Raw genomic sequence first — 18,835 nt, 5'->3', positions numbered from 1 at the left:
CCCGCGCATCCGTCCACCTGCCTCCCCGCTCTTGTCCGGTACCGGTGCAACCGCACCGCCGGCGCACTGCGCCTTACCTGACCGGAGCCCTCATGAATCGCCGACTGACCCTGCTGCTTGCCACCCACGTCCTGACCCTTGCCGTGGGATTCGGGACCGGCGTGTACCTGCTGCCGATCCTGACCGCCCCCGACGGGCCGAGCGCCGCGCTCGTAGCCGAGGCCATGGGCAACAGCGACTACAGCGCCCGCTTCGAGCGCACCTTGAGAGGCAGCGACCCGGTGCACTGGGCGGATGGAGCAGTCAGCGTCAGCGCCGCTCAGATCGCCTTCGACGGCCGCATGGCCCCGGGCCCGGACTACAAGGTGTACCTGACCAACGAATTCGTGGACACCCGCGGCGATTTCCTGCGGATCAAACAGGACGCCCAGCTGATCGGCGACGTGAAGACGTTCGAGCGCTTCCTGCTGGACGTGCCGGACAGCGTGGACGTGAACGCGTACACCACCGTGGTGGTGTAGTGCGAGGCGTTTTCGCAGTTCATTTCGGCCGCGGAATACCGGAAGGATGGGGGGCGTGGCGCGAAAATGATCTGCACGAAATGACGTGTCCGTATCCACGGTCGTTACGTAACAATTCGTAGGTCCGGCCGCTGGCCGGACACCGCGCACAGCGCGGCTCAAGCATCCGAATCCGCTGTCCTGACGCTCGCGGCCAAATTCCCGACGTTTAAACATACCGAAGCCACCCGTCCGGCATTCAAGACGCCGGACGGGTGATATCGAAAGAAGAGAGACGAAGCAGGCCGATAAGCCGGGTTTTGTCGTGGACAGTCATTCTTCTAGGCGCCACGTCACCGTGACGCTCAAGCAACCTACCCGGTCCCGACGCGGGCCGCGCCATGAGGACCCTATTTGGTCTTGCTCCAGGTGGGGTTTGCCGTGCCGGTCTGTTACCAGACTCGCGGTGCGCTCTTACCGCACCATTTCACCCTTACCGGCTCCCCGAGGGGAACGTAGGCGGTATCTTTCTGTTGCACTTTCCGTCGGCTCGCGCCGCCCAGGCGTTACCTGGCACCTTGCCCTGCGGAGCCCGGACTTTCCTCGGCATCCCGTTTGACGGGGATGACGCGACTGCCTGGCCTGCTTCGCCAAACACATCTTAACACCGTTCGGATTGCGGCTTCGGAATATTGAGCCGCGCGTTGCGCGGTGTCCGGCCAGCGGCCGGACCTACGAACCGTTACGTCGCGAGTTGGGATCTGGATACGGATGGGAAAGCAGCTGGCGTTTACGACCCGTACAACGCCTTTCGCGGGGCGCCGGTCAATTCCGCTGCCAGCTTGGCCGCGGTCGACGGCGGCAGGTGTTCGCTGAGCTTGGCGTACACGCGGCGCCCTTCGGCCAGCTGCGCTTCTTCATCGTTCGCCGCGCCCTGCACCATCACCACGAACTCGCCCTTGCGCTGGTTGTCGTCGGCTTCCACCTGCTGGAGCAGCCCCGCCAGATCACCGTCGAGCACGGTTTCGAACAGTTTGGTGAGCTCGCGCGCCAGCACCGCGGGGCGGTCCGCGCCGAATGCGGCAGCCATGTCCGCGAGCGACTCCGCGATGCGGTGTGAGGATTCGTAGAACACCAGGGTGCGGGTTTCCCCCGCGAGGGCCTGCAGGCGCTCGCGTCGACCCGAGCCCTTGGCCGGCAGGAAGCCTTCAAAGGTGAAGCGGTCGCTGGGCAGGCCGGCCACGCTGAGCGCGGCAATCGCCGCGCAGGCGCCCGGCACCGGGCTGACCCGGATGCCCGCCGCGCGCGCGGCTCGCACCAGCCGGTAGCCGGGGTCGCTGACCAGCGGGGTGCCGGCATCGCTCACCAGCGCCAGCGATTCGCCGGCCTGCAGGCGCGCCACGATGCGCTGGGCCAGCGCCTCCTCGTTGTGGTCGTGCAGCGCCACCAGCGGTTGCTGGATGCCGAAATGGGCCAGCAGCTGGCCGCTGCGGCGGGTGTCCTCGGCGCAGATCGCGGCCACCGAACGCAGGACCTCCTGGGCCCGGGGCGTCAGGTCGGCCAGGTTGCCGATCGGGGTGGCAACGACATACAGCGTGGGGACAGCACTCATCGCAACGGCACTCACAGGTCAAGGGTAGAATCCTAACGTGTACGAGACCCCATCGAATGGACCTGATCATGAACAAGCCCGCCGCACGGATCTCCGCCCTGTCGTTGTCGCTGCTGCTGCTCGCCGGCTGCGCCACGACCAGCCTGACCAGCGCCCCGGATTCGCCGGCGCAGGGCCAGGCCCTGGCGCTGATCGACCAGGGCAAGCCGCGTGACGCCGCGGTGCAGCTGGAGGCGCTGGCCAACACGCTGCGCGGCAACGCGCGCAGCGCGGTGCTCGCCGATGCGGCCTTCGCCTGGCACGAGGCCGGCGACAATGCCCGCGCCCGCACCCTGCTGACCCAGGTCACCGCGCGCCAGCTCAGCGGCGCCAGCCTGCAGCGCTTCCACCTGACCAGCGCCGAGCTGGCCCTGGCCGACAAGCAGCCGGCGCAGGCGCTGACCTTCCTCAAGGAATCCTCCGACACCGTGGCCGCCCCGCTGCGCACGCGCTGGCAGCTGGCCCGCGCCAACGCGCTGCAGGCCACCGGCGATGCGATCGGCGCTGCCACCGAGCGCGCCCGCGCGCACGCCGCGCTCAGCGGCCAGGCCCGCGCCGACAACCAGCAGGCCATTGCCGGGCTGCTCGGTACCCTCGACGATGCCACCCTGCGCGCCCGCGCCGCCGCGCTGCCGGCCAACGAGCCGCTGTACAACTTTGCCGGGCGCGCACTGATCGCACGCGGCCTGCCGCTGCCGCGCCCATTCGACCGCGACGGCGTGGCCCAGTTCGATACGAGCAAGCGTGCGCCGGCGATGGCCGACGGCTACCGGCCGCCGGTGAAGATGGCGGTGCTGCTGCCGCTCAGCGGCCGCCTCGCCACCGCCGCACAGCCGGTGCGCGACGGCCTGCTCAGCGGCTACTACGGCGAAAGCCGGCAGCGCCCGGACATTCAGTTCATCGATACCGCCGGCACCCCGGACGGTGCCATTGCCGCGTACGACAAGGCGGTCGGCGCCGGTGCGGACTTCATCGTCGGTCCGCTCGGCCGCGACGAAGTGGACGCGGTATTCGGCCGCGCCCAGCTGCCGGTGCCGGTACTGGCCTTGAACCGCGGCAAGAGCAGCCCGCCGGCCGGCAGCGCCGGTTTCTCGCTGGCCCCGGAAGACGACGGCATCATCGCCGCCGAGTTCCTGCGCGGCCGCGAGCGCAGCAAGGTGCTGGTGATCCACAGCAATGACGACAATGGCCGCCGCACCGCTGCGGCGTTCCGCGAGCGCTTCACCCAGCGCGGCGGCCAGGTGCTGGCGACGGTGGGCGTGAACGATGCGGTCGGCGATATCGGCGCGCAGGTGCGGGCCGCCGGCGCGGTCGACGGCGTGCTGCTGGCGGTGAAGGCGCCGCAGGCGCGCGCGCTGGCCCCGCAGCTGGCCCTGGCCGGCGTGGGCGGCGCCACCCGCGTGGGCACCTCCCAGCTCACGCTGGGCACCGGCAAGCCGGAAGAAGATGTGGCGCTGGACGGCATCGTCTACCCGAACGAAGCCTGGAACGTGCGGGGCGTGGCCGGCCTGCCCTCGGCCGCCACCGCCGGGCAGATGCTGCCGACCGCGCGCGGGGCGGCCGGGCGCCTGTTCGCGTTCGGCTTCGACGCGTGGAAGATCAGCGCGTACCTGGACAAGGTCGCCAACGAAGGCGGCCTGGCCGGCGCCACCGGCACCCTGTTCCTGGACAGCAACGGCAACGTGCTGCGGGTGCCGGCATGGTCGACCTTCAGCGGCGGCCGCCCGATGCCGGTGGCCAGCAACTGAGTGTGCCGTGGCGACGGCGCGGGCACAGCGGGGTGCGGCGGTGGAAACCGCTGCGCTCGCCCATCTGCGCGGCGCCGGGCTGAGCCCGCTCGCACGCAACGTGCGCTACAAGGGCGGTGAGCTGGATCTGGTGATGCGTGATGGCGTCACCACGGTGTTCGTTGAAGTGCGTTACCGCGCCGATGCACGTTTCGGCGGCGGCGCGGCGTCGGTAGACCTGCGCAAGCGGCGCAAGCTGGTGCTGGCGGCGCAGCTGTTCCTGTTGGCGCACCCGGAGCTGGCGCGCGGGCCGTGCCGGTTCGATGTGGTGGAGGCCAGTGGCGAGCCGCCGCGGTTGAACTGGTTGCGGGATGCGTTCCGGTTGGAGGATTGTTGATGGTGGTTCGAATGGTGAGGTTTTACGTGGGACACGCATGGCGTGTCGCTACGTGAACGTTGAGTTTGTTGGAGTGATGCTGGCGCTGCTCGGCGAGGACGGCTGGCGTACCGATGCGGCTGCCCTGGCCGCGCATGCGCAGGACAATTCGTGGCGGCATGCATTGCCGACCGGCGTTGCGCTCCCCACCACGCGCGAGCAGGTGGTGGCCATCGTGCAGGCCTGCCGCGCGCACGCGGTGCCGATCGTGGCGCGCGGCGCCGGCACCGGTACCACCGGGGCGGCGGTGCCGGTCACTGGCAGCATCGTGCTGTCGTTGGCACGCATGAACCGCATCCTGGAGATCCAGCCGGGCAACCGCTGCGCGGTGGTGGAACCAGGCGTGCTCAACGGCGACCTGCAGCACGCGCTGGTGGAACACGGCCTGTTCTGGGCGCCGGACCCATCCAGCGCGGACATCTGCAGCATCGGCGGCAACCTGGCGTGCAATGCCGGCGGCCCGCGCGCGGTGAAGTACGGCACCAGCCGCGACAACGTGCTCGGCCTGGTCGCGGTGACCGGTGCCGGTGAGCTGATCCAGTGCGGCGGCGCCTACACCAAGGATGCCACCGGCTACGACCTGACCCATCTGCTGGTGGGCAGTGAGGGCACGCTGGCGGTGATCGTGGAAGCCATCCTGAAACTGACTCCGCTGCCGGTGACCCAGGCCGGGTTGCGCGTGCTGTACCGCGATGCCAATGCGGCCGCCGCCGCGGTGTCGCGGCTGATGGCGCAGCCTGTGGTGCCGACCCGCCTGGAATTCATGGACGCACGCAGCCTGGAGCTGCTGCGCCGGAACGGCGCCGAGGTGCCGCCCGCCGGCGCGATGCTGCTGGTCGAAGCCGATGGCGACCACGACACCCTGCCCTACCTGCTGCAGGCCCTGGCCACCGCTGCCGAAGGCGACGGCATCCTGGCGCTGGACGTGGCGATGGAAGGCAGCGCGCGCGAGAAACTGTGGGCGGCGCGCAAGGCGCTGTCGCCGGCGCTGCGCAGCATCGCGCCGGGCAAGATCAACGAAGACGTGGTGGTGCCGGTGTCGCGCATTCCCGACCTGGTCGCCGGGGTGCAGGCGCTGGCGCAGCAGTACGCCTTGACCATCGTCACCTTTGGGCATGCCGGCAACGGCAACCTGCACGTCAACATCCTGTACCACCCCGACGACGCCGACGAAAACGTACGCGCACACGCCGCGCTGCCGAAGATCTTCGAACTCACGCTGGCGCTGGGCGGCACGCTGTCGGGCGAACATGGGATCGGCCTGGCCAAGCGCGATTTCATGGCCCAGGCGTTCACCCCGGCCACGCTGGCGGCGATGCGGGCGATCAAGCAGGCACTGGATCCGGATGGGATCCTCAATCCGGGGAAGGTGTTGCCGCCTGCGTGAAGAGCAGCGGAGCAGAGCTCCGCTCTACGTGGGGGCGGCGCCGTTGGGTTACAGCTCGTTGAAGTGTTCGTAGCCGCTTGGGCCAGTTGATTCACTGCCGGTGCTGACGCCGTTGCCGGCGACGATGACGCCGACACGGGTGAGCGGCAGCGCCAGACGGCTGGCCAGCTCAGCCAGCGCTGCACGTTGTGCGGGCGCAGCGGTGAAACACAGTTCGTAGTCGTCGCCGCCGCGCAGCGCGGCATCGCGTGCATGGGCCAGGCCGATGCGGGCGCGCGCGGCTGCGGAAATGGGCAGCTGTTCGGGATCGATCTGCGCACCGACCCCACTGCGCTCGCAGATGTGGCCAAGGTCGGCGAGCAGGCCGTCGGAGATGTCCACTGCGGCACGCGCAATGCCCACCAGCGCAGTGCCCAGTGCCACCCGTGGCGTGGGCCGGGCTAGGCGCTGGCGCAGGTAATCGACCTGGGCGTCTCCGGCCGGGGAGCGCACGTCCAGCGTGCCGGCCTGCCACGCGCGCAGCGCGACTGCGGCATCGCCGAGCGTGCCGCTGACCCAGATGTCGTCGCCCACCTGGGCGGCGTCGCGGCGCAGTGCCGTGCCCGCGGCGACCTGCCCCATCGCGGTGACCGACAGCGACAGCGGGCCACGCGTGGTGTCGCCGCCGACCAGCACGATGTCATGCAGGTCGGCCAGGGCGAAGAAACCGTCGGCAAACGCATCCACCCACGCCGTTTCCGCGTCCGGCAGCGACAGCGCCAGCACGCACCACGACGGGCGCGCGCCCATCGAGGCCAGGTCGGACAGGTTCACCGCCAGGGTTTTCCAGCCAATGTCGTAGGGTGGGGTTTCGGCCGGGAAATGCACGCCGCTGTTAAGGGTGTCGGCGGTCACCACCAGCTGCTCGCCGGCACGCGGCTGCAGCAGCGCGGCATCGTCGCCGATGCCAAGCACCACGTCGGCACGCGCGCGGGTGCGCGTGCGGATGCGTTCGATCAGGGAGAATTCGGCAAGGGACATGGCATGCCCGGGCCGCGGCTCAGTGTCCGCTTTCGGTCTTGCGCCACTCGACCGCCGCGCGGTCCAGCACACCGTTGACATAGGTGTGGCCGTGTTCGGAACCGAAGCGCTTGGTCGACTCGATCGCTTCGTTGATCACCACGCGGTACGGCACGTCCTGGCGGTACAGCAGTTCATAGGCGGCCACGCGCAGCGCAGCGCGCTCGATCGCATCGACCTCGTCGATGCCGCGGTCCACGAACGGATCCAGCGCCTCGTCCAAGCTCTTGCGGTGGTCGAGCACGCCGTGCACCAGCGCTTCGAAGTAGGCCAGGTCGGCGATTTCGCGGGCCTGTTCGTGGGCGAACTGGGCGATCACCGACTGCGCGTTGCCGCCGGAGATCTGCCACGCGTAGATCGCCTGCAGGGCGCGACGGCGCGCGCGCGAGCGCAGCACGGGGTCGATGCCATCGCGGCGGACTGGCTTGCCGGAGGGCTTGCCCGGGTTTGGTTTGTTCACGGCAACTGCTCCAGAAGATTGACCATTTCCAACGCCGTCAGTGCGGCTTCCTCACCCTTGTTGCCGTGGCTGCCACCGGCGCGCGCTTCGGCGTCCTCGGCACGTTCCACGGCCAGCACGCCGTTGAGCACCGGCACGCCGAAGTCCAGCTGCACGCGCATCAGGCCTTCGGCGCAGCCATCGGCCACGTGTTCGTAGTGGCGGGTGTCGCCACGGATCACACAGCCCAGGGCGATGATCGCGGCATGTTCATGCGCTGCGGCCAGGCGGGCGGCAACCAGCGGCAGTTCCCAGGCGCCCGGGACGCGGATCACGTCGATGGCCGCTTCCTCGATGCCGTTGCCGGCCAGGCTCTGGCGCGCACCGGCCACCAGCACGTCGGTGATGCGGGCGTTCCAGCGGCTGGCGAGGATGGCGAAACGGGCCGCTTCGGGGGTGCGAAGGTCGCCTTCGTAGTGGCTCATGGTCGAGGGGGAAATCCTGTTTGGGGGGATATTCTAACGTAGAGCCGGGCTCTGCCCGGCTGTACGCGAGCGGTTTGGGTCCGCGAGGACACGCATGGCGTGTCGCTACGCGGTTGGGACACCCCGTGGAGGCAGGTCGCCGGGGTTCCGTGGTTCACGGGGTTACTGTGTCGATGATTTCCAGGCCGTAGCCGGCCAGGCCGATCTGGCGGCGCGGGGTGCCGAGCACGCGTAGCTTGCCCAGGCCGAGGTCGGACAGGATCTGGGCGCCGGCACCGTTGCGGCGCCACTGGCTCACGTCCTTGTCCTTGCCCGGGGTGACCGGCTGCGGCTGCTGGCGCAGGCGGGCCAGCAGGCTGTTGGTGTCGCGCGGGGCCGAGAGCACCACCATCACGCCACGTTCGGCGGCGGCAATGGCGCGCAGGGCGTCGGTGGCGGCCACGCCGAAATCATCGCGGCGCCAGTGCAGCAGGTCGGCCAGCGGGTTCTCCACCTGGACCCGGACCAGGGTCGGCTCGGTGTCGGGGGTGCCACGGACCAGGGCGAAATGCAGGTCGTGGGCGATCCGGTCGCGGTAGGTGACCAGCTTGAAGGGGCCGAACTCGGTGTCGATGTCGCGCTCGTCGACGCGCTCGACCGTCTTCTCGGTCGCCAGCCGGTAGGCGATCAGGTCGGCGATCGAGCCCATCTTCAGGCCATGCTCGCGGGCGAACACTTCCAGCTCCGGGCGGCGCGCCATGCTCCCGTCCGGGTTGAGGATCTCCACCAGCACGCCGGCCGGTTCCAGCCCGGCCAGCATCGCCAGGTCGACGCCTGCTTCGGTGTGCCCGGCGCGGGTCAGCACGCCGCCCGGCTGGGCGATCAGCGGGAAGATGTGGCCCGGCTGGTGCAGGTCGGCCGGCTTGGCGTCGGGCTTCACTGCGGTGCGGATGGTGTGCGCGCGGTCGTAGGCGGAAATGCCGGTGGTGACCCCTTCGGCGGCCTCGATGCTGACCGTGAAGTTGGTCTGGAACTGCGCGGTATTGGCCTGCACCATCGGCGCCAAGCCCAGGTCGGCGGCGCGCTCGCGGGTCAGCGGCAGGCACACCAGGCCACGGCCGTGGGTGACCATGAAGTTGATGTCCGACGGCTTGACCAGCTCGGCGGCCATGATCAGGTCGCCTTCGTTCTCGCGGTCTTCGTCGTCGACGATGACCACCATGCGGCCGAGGCGGATGTCCTCGAGGATCTCGGGGATGGGGGCGAAATTCATGCGCGGGCTTCCTGTGCCGGGAGGGCGATCAGACGTTCGACATAACGGGCGACCAGGTCGATTTCCAGGTTCACCGCGCTGCCCACGCCGGTGGCGGCGAAGGCGGTGTTGGCCACGGTATGCGGAATCAGCGCGACCTCGAAGCCGGCATCGTCCACTTCATTGACGGTCAGGCTGACCCCGTCCACGCAGATCGAGCCCTTCTTCGCGATATAGCGCAGCAGTCCGGCCGGGGCGGCGAAGCGCCAACGCTGGGCGCGCGCATCCTCATGGATGGACAGCACCTGGCCCAGGCCGTCGACATGGCCGCTGACCAGGTGGCCGCCCAAGCGGTCGGTCGGGCGCATGGCCCGTTCCAGGTTGATCACAGCACCGGGGGCCAGCTGGCCCAGCGTGGTCAGGCCGAGCGTCTCGGTCGAAGCATCGGCCGCGAACGAGGTCGCGTCGAAGGCGACCACGGTCAGGCACACGCCGTTGATGGCGATGCTCTCGCCCATCTGCACGTGCTCGAACGGCAGGCTGCCAACATGGAAGGTGAAGCGGACATCGCCGCCAAGGGGATCGCGAGCGGCCAGGTGGCCGACGCCTTCGATGATTCCAGTAAACACTAACGTTCTCCGCGAAAAGTGAGCGAAAAACGCCGCAAGGCAAACAGGCGGGCGCAGGGCCGCAAAGGCCCTGTGGCACCGTCTTCTTTCATCCGGACTATACCGTCGGCTCCGGCATCGGACCGGATCTGCTGACCTTCCGGCAGGGCCGGAAGCGCTCGCGGGCTCGTGCTTGCGCACCTACCGCCGGTGGGGAATCGCACCCCGCCCTGAAGACGTTTGTATACCGGCGAACCGGCCTGCGCATTGTAACAGCGCTGGCTGAGCGGCCGCTTTCTGTGAAACTTTTGTTAATATGCGCGCCGCCCGGCGATGACCGCCGCGCTGCCGCCCACGATGGGTCGGCTGAAATGGACCTCATTTTCCAAGGAATTCGAATGCGCAAGATCATCGCACTGGCCGCCGCCCTGCTGGCCGCCGCCCCACTCGCCGCCTCCGCGGCAGACAGCATGAGCTACACCTGGGTCGAAGGCGGCTGGACCCAGCAGCAGATCAGCAACCCGGGCAGCAACCCCAAGCTGGACGGTGGCTACATCCGCGGTTCGTTCGCGATCGCCGAGCAGGTCTACGTGTTTGGTGGCTACAGCACCACCTCCAAGACCTACCACCTGGAAGACGACATCGGCGCGTTCCGCCTCAAGAACACGCTGGAACAGCCCGAGCTGGGCATCGGGTACCACATGCCGTTGACCGACCGCCTGGACTTCACGGCGGACGCGGCCTGGACCCGCATCAACAACGAGGTCAAGTTCGACGACGGCGTTGAAACCGACACCGTGAAGTTCCACACCAACGCAGGCCGCGGCTCGCTGGGCCTGCGTGGCAAGCCTTCGCGCGCCACCGAAGCCTGGCTGAAGGCCGGCTACATCGACGGCAGCGACATGGACGGCGTGTGGATCGGCACCGTCGGCGGCCAGGTCAGCTTCACCCGCAACTGGGGCATCGTCGGCGAAGTGCAGTACTACGACGACGTGACCCAGTACTCGGTGGGCGTGCGCGCCAGCTTCTGAGTTGCTGATCGGGCTGCACCCAATCGCGCCCTGATCGACGGGCCCCGCAAGGGGCCCGTTTTTTTTGCCTATCGATCTGCGATTTTCGATCAATTCTGCGTTCGGCGGCGGGCCATGGATGTGACCCGCGGCCGGGAACGAACTCAGAGCCTTGCGTATCGTTCACTGGAAACCATACGCAGATAACGTACACTTATGCATGCCGTGTTTGTGGAACTGACTGGATTCGCCCGTAACCGGGCAGATCACCTTGATGACGCAGGCTTTCGAGAGCTGCAGCAGTGCCTGATGCGTCAACCGGAGCGCGGCGATCTGATCGTGGGTACGGGTGGGCTGCGGAAGGTCCGATGTGCTGACGAGGGCCGCCAGCGTGGCAAGCGTGGTGGCCTGCGGGTCATCTATTACTGGTGGCCCGAAGGTGCGCAGTTCTGGTTGTTCACGGTGTACGGCAAAGGCATCCAGGACGACCTGGATCCGGCACAACGGCAGCTTCTTTCGAGGCTGCTGGATCTGGAGCGAAAGGCGAGGAGCCCGACATGAAACGAGATATTTTCGCTGAGCTGGTCGAGGGCATGGAGGAGCTCGCCCAGGCGCGGGAAGGCAAGGCTACCCTGCGCACGCACGCGGTAAAACTGGCTGAACTACCGCCACTGGCGGCGACCGAGCTGATCGCCATCCGCGAGAAGCTCAACATGTCGCGACCGATTTTCGCCATGTACCTGCGGACCAACGCGCGGACCCTTGAGAACTGGGAGCAGGGGCGTGCACGGCCCAATGCGCAGGCTGCGACACTGATCCGGCTTGTCGAGGCGTATCCACAGACCGTGCAGCATCTGGCAGCGCTCGGTGCGGCTGCGGCGTAATTCCGTGCGACGGGTTCACCAAGGACGCAGCAGCAACCGCAGGTCGTCGCCTACCTGACGCTGGTCTACCAGCCGCAGCCGACGCTGCTGTTCCATGGCGTGGATGCCCAGACCGGTCAGCAGCGGCCGGCCCTGTTCGCCCAACAGGGTCGGCGCCTGGTAGAGCAGGAGTTCGTCCACCCAGCCGCCGGCCAGCAGTGCGCCGCAGAGGGTGGCGCCGGCCTCGGTGTGTACTTCATTGATGCCGCGGTCGGCCAGCAGGGCCAGCACAGCGGCCAGGTCCAGGCGGCCGTCAACGCTGGGCACGCTGGCGAATTCGGCATCGGCAGCGTCCGGCGCGCTTACCGATGCGTCGTGCAGGTACAGGGTGGGCGCCCCACCCTCGCGCACGCGGGCGCATTCCAGCGAACGCAGGCGGGAGTCCAGCACCACCCGCAGCGGCGGGATCACCTCGGTGTCGGCCAGGCGTACGGTGAGCTGCGGGTCGTCGGCGAGTACGGTGTCGGCACCGGTCAGGATCGCGCCGGCGCGTGCGCGCCAATGCTGCACATCTTCGCGGGCAGCGGCGCCGGTGATCCATTTGGAACTGCCGTCGGCCATGGCGGTCCGCCCGTCCAGGCTGGCGGCGAGTTTGACCCGCAGCCAGGGCCGGCCGCGCTCGAAGCGCGACAGGAATCCGAGGTTGAGCTCACGCGCTTGGGCGGCCATCAGGCCTTCAGCGACCTCGATGCCGGCCTCGCGCAACAGGGTGAAACCGCCACCGTCGACCTTCGGAAACGGATCGCGCATGGCGGCGACCACGCGCGAGACGCCGGCTTCGATCAGTGCGAGGGCGCAGGGTGGCGTGCGTCCGTAATGGGCGCAGGGTTCCAGGGTGACGTAGGCCGTGGCGCCACGCGCTTCCTCACCGGCCTGGCGCAGGGCAAACACTTCCGCGTGCGGGCCGCCGGTGCGCTGGTGCCAGCCTTCGCCGACCACGCGGTCGTTGTGGGCGATGACGCAACCCACCATGGGGTTGGGCCGGGTGGTGAAGCGGCCGCGTTCGGCCAGGCGCAGGGCGTGCGCCATGTGCAGGTGGTCGAGGGTGGTGAAGGTGCTCATTACCTGATGGTAATGCAGAGCCCTGGATCAGCGTGGCAGAGCCCCGCTCTACCCTTTCTTTTTCTTGGTCAGGGCGATCACGTCGCCGAGGAGCTGCAGCTGTTCGGTGCTGGCCGGCAGCTCGCGTTCGAGCTTTTCGATTTCCTCGCGGAAATCGGCGACGTCTTCGAAGCTGCGGTAGACCGAGGCAAACCGGACATAGGCGACATGGTCAAGCTTGCGCAGTTCGTTCATGACGAACTCGCCGACCTTGATCGAGGGGATTTCGCGCTCGCCGCACATGCGCAGCTGCTGCATCACCGCGCGCACCGCCAGTTCGATCTTGTCTTCGGGGACCGGGCGCTTCTGCAGCGCGCGGTCGAAGCCGACCCGCAGCTTGCGCGCGTCGAACTGCTCGCGGCTGCCGTCGCTCTTGACGATCGCCGGCAGCTTCAATTCGATGGTTTCCAGGGTGCTGAAGCGCTCGTTGCAGGCCTCGCACTCGCGCCGACGGCGGATCGTCGCGCCGTCTTCGGAGACGCGCGAGTCGATCACCCGGGTATCGGCATGCTGGCAGAACGGACAGTACATGGAACGCCTTGCATCAGGAAAACGTCATGCCGTGGTCACGGCAGCGTCGCAACGGTACCTGAGAAGACTCCAGCGTACAAATCGGGACGTGGTTCATGGTTCCCGGCAGCGACGCCTGGCGCCGCTGCCGGGAGGTACATCAGCCGTAGACCGGGTACTTGCGGCACTGGGCGCTGACCGCGTCGCGGACGCGGGCGATCACCGCGGCATCGGCCGGGGCGTCGAGCACGTCGGCGATCAGGTTGGCCAGTTCCACGCAGTCCTGCTCGGTGTAGCCCCGGGTGGTCACCGCCGGGGTGCCCAGGCGCAGGCCCGAGGTCACGAACGGCGACCGCGGGTCGTTCGGCACCGAGTTCTTGTTGACGGTGATGTGGGCCTTGCCGAGGGCGGCTTCCGCGTCCTTGCCGGACACGTCCTTGCCGATCATGTCGACCAGCATCAGGTGGTTTTCGGTGCCGCCGGAGACGATCTTGTAGCCGCGCGCGATCAGGGTGGTGGCCATCGCCTGGGCGTTCTTGACCACCTGCTGCTGGTAGGCCTTGAAGCCCGGCTCCAGCGCTTCCTTGAAGGCCACGGCCTTGGCCGCGATGACGTGCATCAGCGGACCGCCCTGGATGCCCGGGAACACGATCGACTGCAGCTTCTTCTCGATCTCTTCGCCGGCGCCCTTGGCGATGATGATGCCGCCGCGCGGGCCGCGCAGGGTCTTGTGGGTGGTCGAGGTGACCACGTGGGCGTGCGGCAGCGGGCTCGGATAGACGCCAGCGGCGACCAGGCCGGCCACGTGCGCCATGTCCACGAACAGGTAAGCACCGACCTTGTCGGCGATGGCACGGAAGCGCGCCCAGTCCACCACCTGCGAATAGGCGGAGAAGCCGGCCACGACCATCTTCGGCTTGTGCTCCAAGGCCAGGCGCTCGACTTCGTCGTAGTCGATCAGACCCTGCTCGTTCACGCCGTACTGGACGGCGTTGAACAGCTTGCCCGAGGCATTGACCTTGGCCCCGTGGGTCAGGTGGCCGCCGTGGGCCAGGCTCATGCCCAGGATGGTGTCGCCCGGCTGCAGCAGCGCGAAGTACACCGCCTGGTTGGCCTGCGAGCCGCTGTGCGGCTGCACGTTGGCGTAGTCGGCGTCGAACAGCTGCTTGAGGCGGTCGATCGCCAGCTGTTCGGCGATGTCCACGTATTCGCAGCCACCGTAGTAGCGCTTGCCCGGGTAGCCTTCGGCGTACTTGTTGGTCAGCTGGCTGCCCTGGGCTTCCATCACGGCCGGGCTGGTGTAGTTCTCGCTGGCGATCAGCTCGACGTGGTCTTCCTGACGCTGGGTTTCGGCGGCAATGGCCTTGGCCAGTTCGGGATCGTAGGTTTCGATGCGGACGTCACGCGGGAACATCGCTTACTCCAGGCAGAAGGGGGGAACAGCGGGCCTGTGATTGTAAGGCGGAACCGGGGCTGGAACGAAAAAGCGCGCCGGTGAGGGCGCGCTTGGGGTGGGGTCCGCGTCAGCCACGCAGGGCGTGGCTCTACCCGTGTCCCGCCGGTAGAGCCACGCCCTGCGTGGCTGCCCCGGGATTACCGGTTGATGATGTAGTCGGCGATGATGCCGGTGGCGATGGCGACCAGCAGCAGGTTGCCGCGGTCGTCGCGGATCCAGTGGTGGCCGTACGGCGGGCGGCGCACGGAGTAGCGGCTGTAGTCGTTGACCACGTAGACCGGGCCGCGGTAGTACTCGTTGTAGCGGTGGCCACGGGCCCAGCCATAGCCGCCGTAGACCGGGCGCGGCGGCGCCGGGCGGTAGACCACGCGCGGCGGCGGGGCCGGACGGTAGTAGCGGTGGTTGTCGTAGTAGCGGCGGTCGTGGCGGGCTTCGCGACGGTCTTCGCGCCACTCGCGGTGGTCCTCGCGACGCTCGCGACGGTCTTCATGGCGTTCACGACGATCCTCGTGACGCTCGTGCCTGTCGTGGCCACGGCCACGGTGGTCGTCGGCAAAGGCCGGGGCAATGCTGCCCAGTGCCAGCAGCGAGGCCACGGTTCCGACCACAATTCGATTCATACGCATGATTGGCCTCGCTTGGTGGATTGACGCTTCCTATCATGCTGACGGCATCTGAACGGTTTCCGGCTGGAAACGGTTTCCATTTCGCGTTCGATGATGCCCCATTCAGGCAGTGGCAAGCCCCGCCCCACGGGCCGTTCGGCGGCTGGCGGCGCTTCCGGCTATAATTGACGCCATCCTTTTTCCTTCTGTTCCTGTTCCTGCCGGAACGGGCGCAGGGTTGCGCCTTCGGAGAGCTCATGTCCTCGCAATACATCTACACCATGAACCGCGTCAGCAAGGTGGTCCCGCCCAAGCGGCAGATCATCAAGGACATCTCGCTGTCGTTCTTCCCGGGTGCCAAGATCGGCCTGCTCGGCCTGAACGGCGCCGGCAAGTCGACGGTGCTGAAGATCATGGCCGGCGTGGATACCGACTTCGAGGGCGAAGCCCGCCCGCAGGCCGGCATCAAGGTCGGCTACCTGGCGCAGGAACCGGAGCTGGACCCGACCAAGACCGTGCGTGAAGCGGTCGAGGAAGGCGTGGGCGAGGTGCTGCAGGCCCAGGCCGCGCTGGACGCGGTGTACCTGGCCTATGCCGAGGAAGGCGCCGATTTCGACAAGCTGGCCAAGGAACAGGAGCGCCTGGAGGCGATCCTGGCCGCCGGCGATGCGCACACCCTGGAAAACCAGCTGGACGTGGCCGCCGACGCGCTGCGCCTGCCGCCGTGGGACGCGATCGTGGGCAAGCTGTCGGGTGGTGAAAAGCGCCGCGTGGCGCTGTGCCGCCTGCTGCTGCAGAAGCCGGACATGCTGCTGCTCGACGAACCGACCAACCACCTCGACGCGGAGTCGGTGGAATGGCTGGAACAGTTCCTGGCGCGCTACACCGGCACGGTGGTGGCGGTGACCCATGACCGCTACTTCCTGGACAACGCCGCCGAGTGGATCCTGGAACTGGACCGCGGCCGCGGCATTCCGTGGAAGGGCAACTACACCGACTGGCTGATGCAGAAGGAAGAGCGCCTGAAGCAGGAAGACAACCAGGAAAAGGCTCGCCAGAAGGCGATCCAGAAGGAACTGGAGTGGTCGCGCCAGAACGCCAAGGGTGGCCGCACGAAGGGCAAGGCGCGTCTGGCCCGCCTGGAAGAGCTGCAGTCGGTCGATTACCAGAAGCGCAACGAGACCAATGAAATCTTCATCCCGCCGGGCGAGCGCCTGGGCAACTCGGTGATGGAATTCAAGAACGTGTCGAAGAAGTTCGGCGACCGCCTGCTGTTCGACGACCTGAACTTCCTGGTGCCGCCGGGTGCGATCGTGGGCATCATCGGTCCGAACGGTGCGGGTAAGTCGACGCTGTTCAAGATGATCACCGGCCAGGAAAAGCCGGATTCGGGCGAGATCGTGGTCGGTCCGACGGTACAGCTGTCGTACGTGGACCAGAGCCGCGACGCGCTGGAAGGCAACCACAACGTGTTCCAGGAAATCGCGGGTGGCCTGGACATCCTCAACATCAACGGTGTCGAGATCCAGTCGCGCGCCTATATCGGCCGCTTCAACTTCAAGGGCCAGGACCAGCAGAAGCTGGTGGGTTCGCTGTCCGGTGGTGAGCGTGGCCGCCTGCACATGGCCAAGACCCTGCTGCAGGGTGGCAACGTGCTGCTGCTCGACGAACCGTCGAACGACCTGGATATCGAAACCCTGCGTGCGCTGGAAGATGCGCTGCTGGAGTTCCCGGGCAACACGTTCGTGATTTCGCATGACCGCTGGTTCCTGGATCGCATCGCGACCCACATCCTGGCGTTCGAAGGCGACTCGCACGTGGAGTTCTTCCAGGGCAACTACCGCGAGTACGAAGAAGACAAGCGCCGCCGCATGGGCGACGACGCCGCCCCGAAGCGCCTGCGCTTCAAGGCGCTGAAGTAACAGTGAAACGGCCGCGCTCGCGCGGCCGTTTTGTTTTGTGTGTTGGAAACAACGGCAACGGCAAAAGCGCGGCGTTTCGATTCATACGAGCTGGGGGCGGCCGTCGGGCAGCCCCGCTCCGGGACACGCCGTGAATACGTCCATGTAGGCTGCTAGAAAACATCCATGTTTTCTAGCGTCCCTCCGGGGGCTACCCGCCGCCCGCCCCGATAAATTGTCGCGTGCGGTTGGAAAGAGCAGCCGGGCAGAGCCCGGCGCTACCGCGTTTCAGCGACTCACCGCCGCACTATCGGAGGGTCGGCGGGGGTGGGTTTGCGGGGGAATGAGCGGCATGGATGCCGCGACTTAGCCTCCATGGACGGATTCACGGCGTCCGCAAACCCACCCCCGACGGCCCTAACCAGTGAAGCCCCCAGACGAGGGCTGTTGCTGTTGCTCTGCTTTTCCAATGGATCCCCCACCATGAAACTGTTTGAACGCCTGTTCCAGCTCGAAAAGCACGGCACCACCGTGCGCACCGAACTGCTGGCCGGGCTGACCACGTTCCTGACGATGTCCTACATCGTCTTCGTCAATCCCGACATTCTGTCCACCACCGGCATGGACCCGGGCGCCGTGTTCGTTGCCACCTGCCTGGCCGCCGCGCTGGGCTCGCTGGTGATGGCGTTTGCCGCCAACTTCCCGGTCGGCATGGCACCCGGCATGGGTTTGAATGCGTTCTTTGCATTCACCGTCGTCGGCGCCGCCGGCCTGCCCTGGCAGCAGGCGCTCGCCGCCGTCTTCATTTCCGGCCTCGTGTTTCTCGCCCTTTCGCTGACCGGCGTGCGCGCCTGGCTCGTGGCCGGCATTCCCGCCTCCCTGCGCGCCTCGATTGTTGCAGGCATCGGCCTGTTCCTCGCCATCATCGCCCTGCAGAAATCCGGCGTCATCGTCGCCAACCCCGACACCCTGGTCGCGCTCGGCCCGCTCAACACCGCCCCGCCCCTGCTCGCCCTCGCCGGCTTCCTGCTGATTTCCATCCTTGAAGCACGCCGCATCAAAGGGGCCATCCTGATCGGCATCCTCGCCGTCACCGGTGCCGCCTGGCTGCTCGGCAACGTCCAGTACCACGGCATCGTCTCCCTGCCGCCCAGCCTCGCCCCCACCTTCCTCCAACTCGACCTGCCCGGCCTGCTCCACCACGACGGCGGCGCACCACTCGCCGTGCTCCTGCAGGTCGTGCTCGTGTTCGTGCTGGTCGAAGTGTTCGACGCCACCGGCACCCTGTATGGCGTCGTCGGCCGCGCCGGGCTGCTCAAGCTGCCCGGTTCGCAGAAGCGGTTTGGCCGCGCCCTGCTCGCCGACAGCACTGCGATTGTCGCCGGCTCCCTGCTGGGCACCAGCAGCACTACTGCCTTTGCCGAGAGCGCCTCCGGCGTCCAGGCCGGTGGACGGACCGGGCTTACCGCATTGGTGGTGGCCGCCCTGTTCCTCGCCGCCCTGCTGTTCTCCCCGCTGGCCGGCATGGTGCCCGGTTACGCCACTGCGCCCGCGCTGCTGTTCGTTGCCGGGCTGATGCTGCGCGAGCTGGTCGATGTCGAATGGAACGACCTCACCGAATCCGTACCTGCCGCGCTGTGCGCGCTGGCAATGCCGTTCACCTACTCGATCGCGAACGGGTTGGCGTTCGGATTCATTGCCTATGCCGCGTTGAAAGCCGGCACCGGGCGCTGGCGGGAAGTGCATCCGGCCGTGTGGCTGGTGGCCGCATTGTTCGTGGCGCGGTACGCGCTCGAATAATTTTTT

19 protein-coding genes, 1 other RNA gene and 1 riboswitch are annotated in these 18,835 nt (G+C 67.6%); of the genes, 9 read left to right on the top strand and 11 right to left on the bottom strand.

Annotated elements, in window-relative coordinates:
* The first annotated feature begins 92 nt into the window (after nucleotides 1-92).
* Entirely contained in the window at nucleotides 93-521 is a 429-nt protein-coding gene (locus PDM28_RS03305) for a DM13 domain-containing protein (RefSeq protein WP_311183818.1), read from the top strand.
* A gap of 272 nt (nucleotides 522-793) precedes the next feature.
* Here the strand turns inward: PDM28_RS03305 and rnpB are convergent.
* Both rnpB and rsmI read right to left on the bottom strand, forming a co-directional pair.
* Nucleotides 794-1,149, bottom strand: an RNA gene (rnpB, locus tag PDM28_RS03300) — RNase P RNA component class A.
* Between the two features lie 141 nt (nucleotides 1,150-1,290).
* Nucleotides 1,291-2,112 (bottom strand): 16S rRNA (cytidine(1402)-2'-O)-methyltransferase, encoded by an 822-nt coding sequence (rsmI, locus tag PDM28_RS03295; protein ID WP_070207771.1) that lies wholly within the window; start codon nucleotides 2,110-2,112, stop codon nucleotides 1,291-1,293.
* A 68-nt stretch (nucleotides 2,113-2,180) separates the two neighbouring features.
* Here rsmI and PDM28_RS03290 point away from each other — a divergent pair, with 68 nt between their 5' ends.
* The 3 genes from PDM28_RS03290 to PDM28_RS03280 all read left to right on the top strand — a co-directional run bounded on the left by PDM28_RS03290 (nucleotide 2,181) and on the right by PDM28_RS03280 (nucleotide 5,701).
* A complete protein-coding gene (locus PDM28_RS03290) occupies nucleotides 2,181-3,899 on the top strand; it encodes a penicillin-binding protein activator (protein WP_311183817.1) in 1,719 nt (572 codons plus the stop codon).
* Between the two features lie 7 nt (nucleotides 3,900-3,906).
* Complete coding sequence (locus PDM28_RS03285) at nucleotides 3,907-4,275, top strand: YraN family protein (RefSeq protein ID WP_311183816.1); 369 nt, start codon at nucleotides 3,907-3,909, stop codon at nucleotides 4,273-4,275.
* A gap of 76 nt (nucleotides 4,276-4,351) precedes the next feature.
* Entirely contained in the window at nucleotides 4,352-5,701 is a 1,350-nt protein-coding gene (locus tag PDM28_RS03280) for an FAD-binding oxidoreductase (RefSeq protein ID WP_311184634.1), read from the top strand.
* A gap of 48 nt (nucleotides 5,702-5,749) precedes the next feature.
* Here PDM28_RS03280 and thiL read toward each other — a convergent pair whose 3' ends face one another.
* The 5 genes from thiL to PDM28_RS03255 all read right to left on the bottom strand — a co-directional run bounded on the left by thiL (nucleotide 5,750) and on the right by PDM28_RS03255 (nucleotide 9,544).
* Entirely contained in the window at nucleotides 5,750-6,721 is a 972-nt protein-coding gene (thiL, locus tag PDM28_RS03275; protein ID WP_102946378.1) for a thiamine-phosphate kinase, read from the bottom strand.
* A 19-nt stretch (nucleotides 6,722-6,740) separates the two neighbouring features.
* Complete coding sequence (gene nusB, locus PDM28_RS03270) at nucleotides 6,741-7,220, bottom strand: transcription antitermination factor NusB (RefSeq protein WP_102946377.1); 480 nt, start codon at nucleotides 7,218-7,220, stop codon at nucleotides 6,741-6,743.
* Nucleotides 7,217-7,684: a 6,7-dimethyl-8-ribityllumazine synthase gene (gene ribH, locus PDM28_RS03265; protein WP_070207766.1), complete on the bottom strand. Its 468-nt coding sequence runs from the start codon at nucleotides 7,682-7,684 to the stop codon at nucleotides 7,217-7,219. Before ribH ends, nusB begins: the two co-directional genes overlap by 4 nt.
* Nucleotides 7,685-7,838: 154 nt before the next feature.
* Entirely contained in the window at nucleotides 7,839-8,936 is a 1,098-nt protein-coding gene (gene ribB / locus PDM28_RS03260) for a 3,4-dihydroxy-2-butanone-4-phosphate synthase (RefSeq protein WP_311183815.1), read from the bottom strand.
* On the bottom strand, nucleotides 8,933-9,544 hold the full coding sequence (locus PDM28_RS03255) for a riboflavin synthase (RefSeq protein ID WP_102946375.1): 612 nt from the start codon (nucleotides 9,542-9,544) through the stop codon (nucleotides 8,933-8,935). Before PDM28_RS03255 ends, ribB begins: the two co-directional genes overlap by 4 nt.
* 76 nt (nucleotides 9,545-9,620) lie before the next feature.
* A riboswitch (FMN riboswitch) is annotated at nucleotides 9,621-9,765 on the bottom strand.
* A gap of 156 nt (nucleotides 9,766-9,921) precedes the next feature.
* On the opposite strand from PDM28_RS03255, the gene PDM28_RS03250 reads away from it, so the two are divergent.
* From PDM28_RS03250 to PDM28_RS03240, 3 genes are all read left to right on the top strand, one after another.
* Nucleotides 9,922-10,554, top strand: a complete 633-nt coding sequence (locus PDM28_RS03250) for an outer membrane beta-barrel protein (protein WP_102946374.1) — start codon at nucleotides 9,922-9,924, stop codon at nucleotides 10,552-10,554.
* Between the two features lie 204 nt (nucleotides 10,555-10,758).
* Nucleotides 10,759-11,094, top strand: coding sequence for a hypothetical protein (locus PDM28_RS03245; protein ID WP_216362404.1), 336 nt, complete (start codon nucleotides 10,759-10,761; stop codon nucleotides 11,092-11,094).
* Nucleotides 11,091-11,417 (top strand): helix-turn-helix domain-containing protein, encoded by a 327-nt coding sequence (locus PDM28_RS03240; protein WP_102946372.1) that lies wholly within the window; start codon nucleotides 11,091-11,093, stop codon nucleotides 11,415-11,417. The genes PDM28_RS03245 and PDM28_RS03240 overlap by 4 nt, the downstream gene beginning before the upstream one ends.
* Before the next feature lie 15 nt (nucleotides 11,418-11,432).
* On the opposite strand, the gene ribD is transcribed toward PDM28_RS03240, so the two are convergent.
* The 4 genes from ribD to PDM28_RS03220 form a co-directional block, all read right to left on the bottom strand.
* On the bottom strand, nucleotides 11,433-12,518 hold the full coding sequence (gene ribD / locus PDM28_RS03235; protein ID WP_311183814.1) for a bifunctional diaminohydroxyphosphoribosylaminopyrimidine deaminase/5-amino-6-(5-phosphoribosylamino)uracil reductase RibD: 1,086 nt from the start codon (nucleotides 12,516-12,518) through the stop codon (nucleotides 11,433-11,435).
* A 48-nt stretch (nucleotides 12,519-12,566) separates the two neighbouring features.
* Nucleotides 12,567-13,088: a transcriptional regulator NrdR gene (nrdR, locus tag PDM28_RS03230; RefSeq protein WP_070207761.1), complete on the bottom strand. Its 522-nt coding sequence runs from the start codon at nucleotides 13,086-13,088 to the stop codon at nucleotides 12,567-12,569.
* A 139-nt stretch (nucleotides 13,089-13,227) separates the two neighbouring features.
* Nucleotides 13,228-14,481, bottom strand: a complete 1,254-nt coding sequence (glyA, locus tag PDM28_RS03225; protein ID WP_311183813.1) for a serine hydroxymethyltransferase — start codon at nucleotides 14,479-14,481, stop codon at nucleotides 13,228-13,230.
* 179 nt (nucleotides 14,482-14,660) lie between these two features.
* Nucleotides 14,661-15,149 carry an RcnB family protein gene (locus PDM28_RS03220; protein WP_311183812.1) on the bottom strand — a complete coding sequence of 163 codons (489 nt, stop codon included), beginning with the start codon at nucleotides 15,147-15,149 and terminating at the stop codon, nucleotides 14,661-14,663.
* A gap of 236 nt (nucleotides 15,150-15,385) precedes the next feature.
* Between PDM28_RS03220 and ettA the strand changes: the two genes are divergently transcribed.
* Both ettA and PDM28_RS03210 read left to right on the top strand, forming a co-directional pair.
* Entirely contained in the window at nucleotides 15,386-17,050 is a 1,665-nt protein-coding gene (ettA, locus tag PDM28_RS03215) for an energy-dependent translational throttle protein EttA (RefSeq protein ID WP_070207759.1), read from the top strand.
* Between the two features lie 462 nt (nucleotides 17,051-17,512).
* Entirely contained in the window at nucleotides 17,513-18,829 is a 1,317-nt protein-coding gene (locus PDM28_RS03210) for an NCS2 family permease (protein ID WP_311184633.1), read from the top strand.
* Nucleotides 18,830-18,835 lie beyond the last annotated feature (6 nt).

The organism is Stenotrophomonas aracearum, assembly GCF_031834615.1.
Taxonomy (GTDB): domain Bacteria; phylum Pseudomonadota; class Gammaproteobacteria; order Xanthomonadales; family Xanthomonadaceae; genus Stenotrophomonas; species Stenotrophomonas aracearum.
Note: the sequence above shows the minus strand (reverse complement) of the source record. Positions and strands in the feature narration are given on the sequence as shown.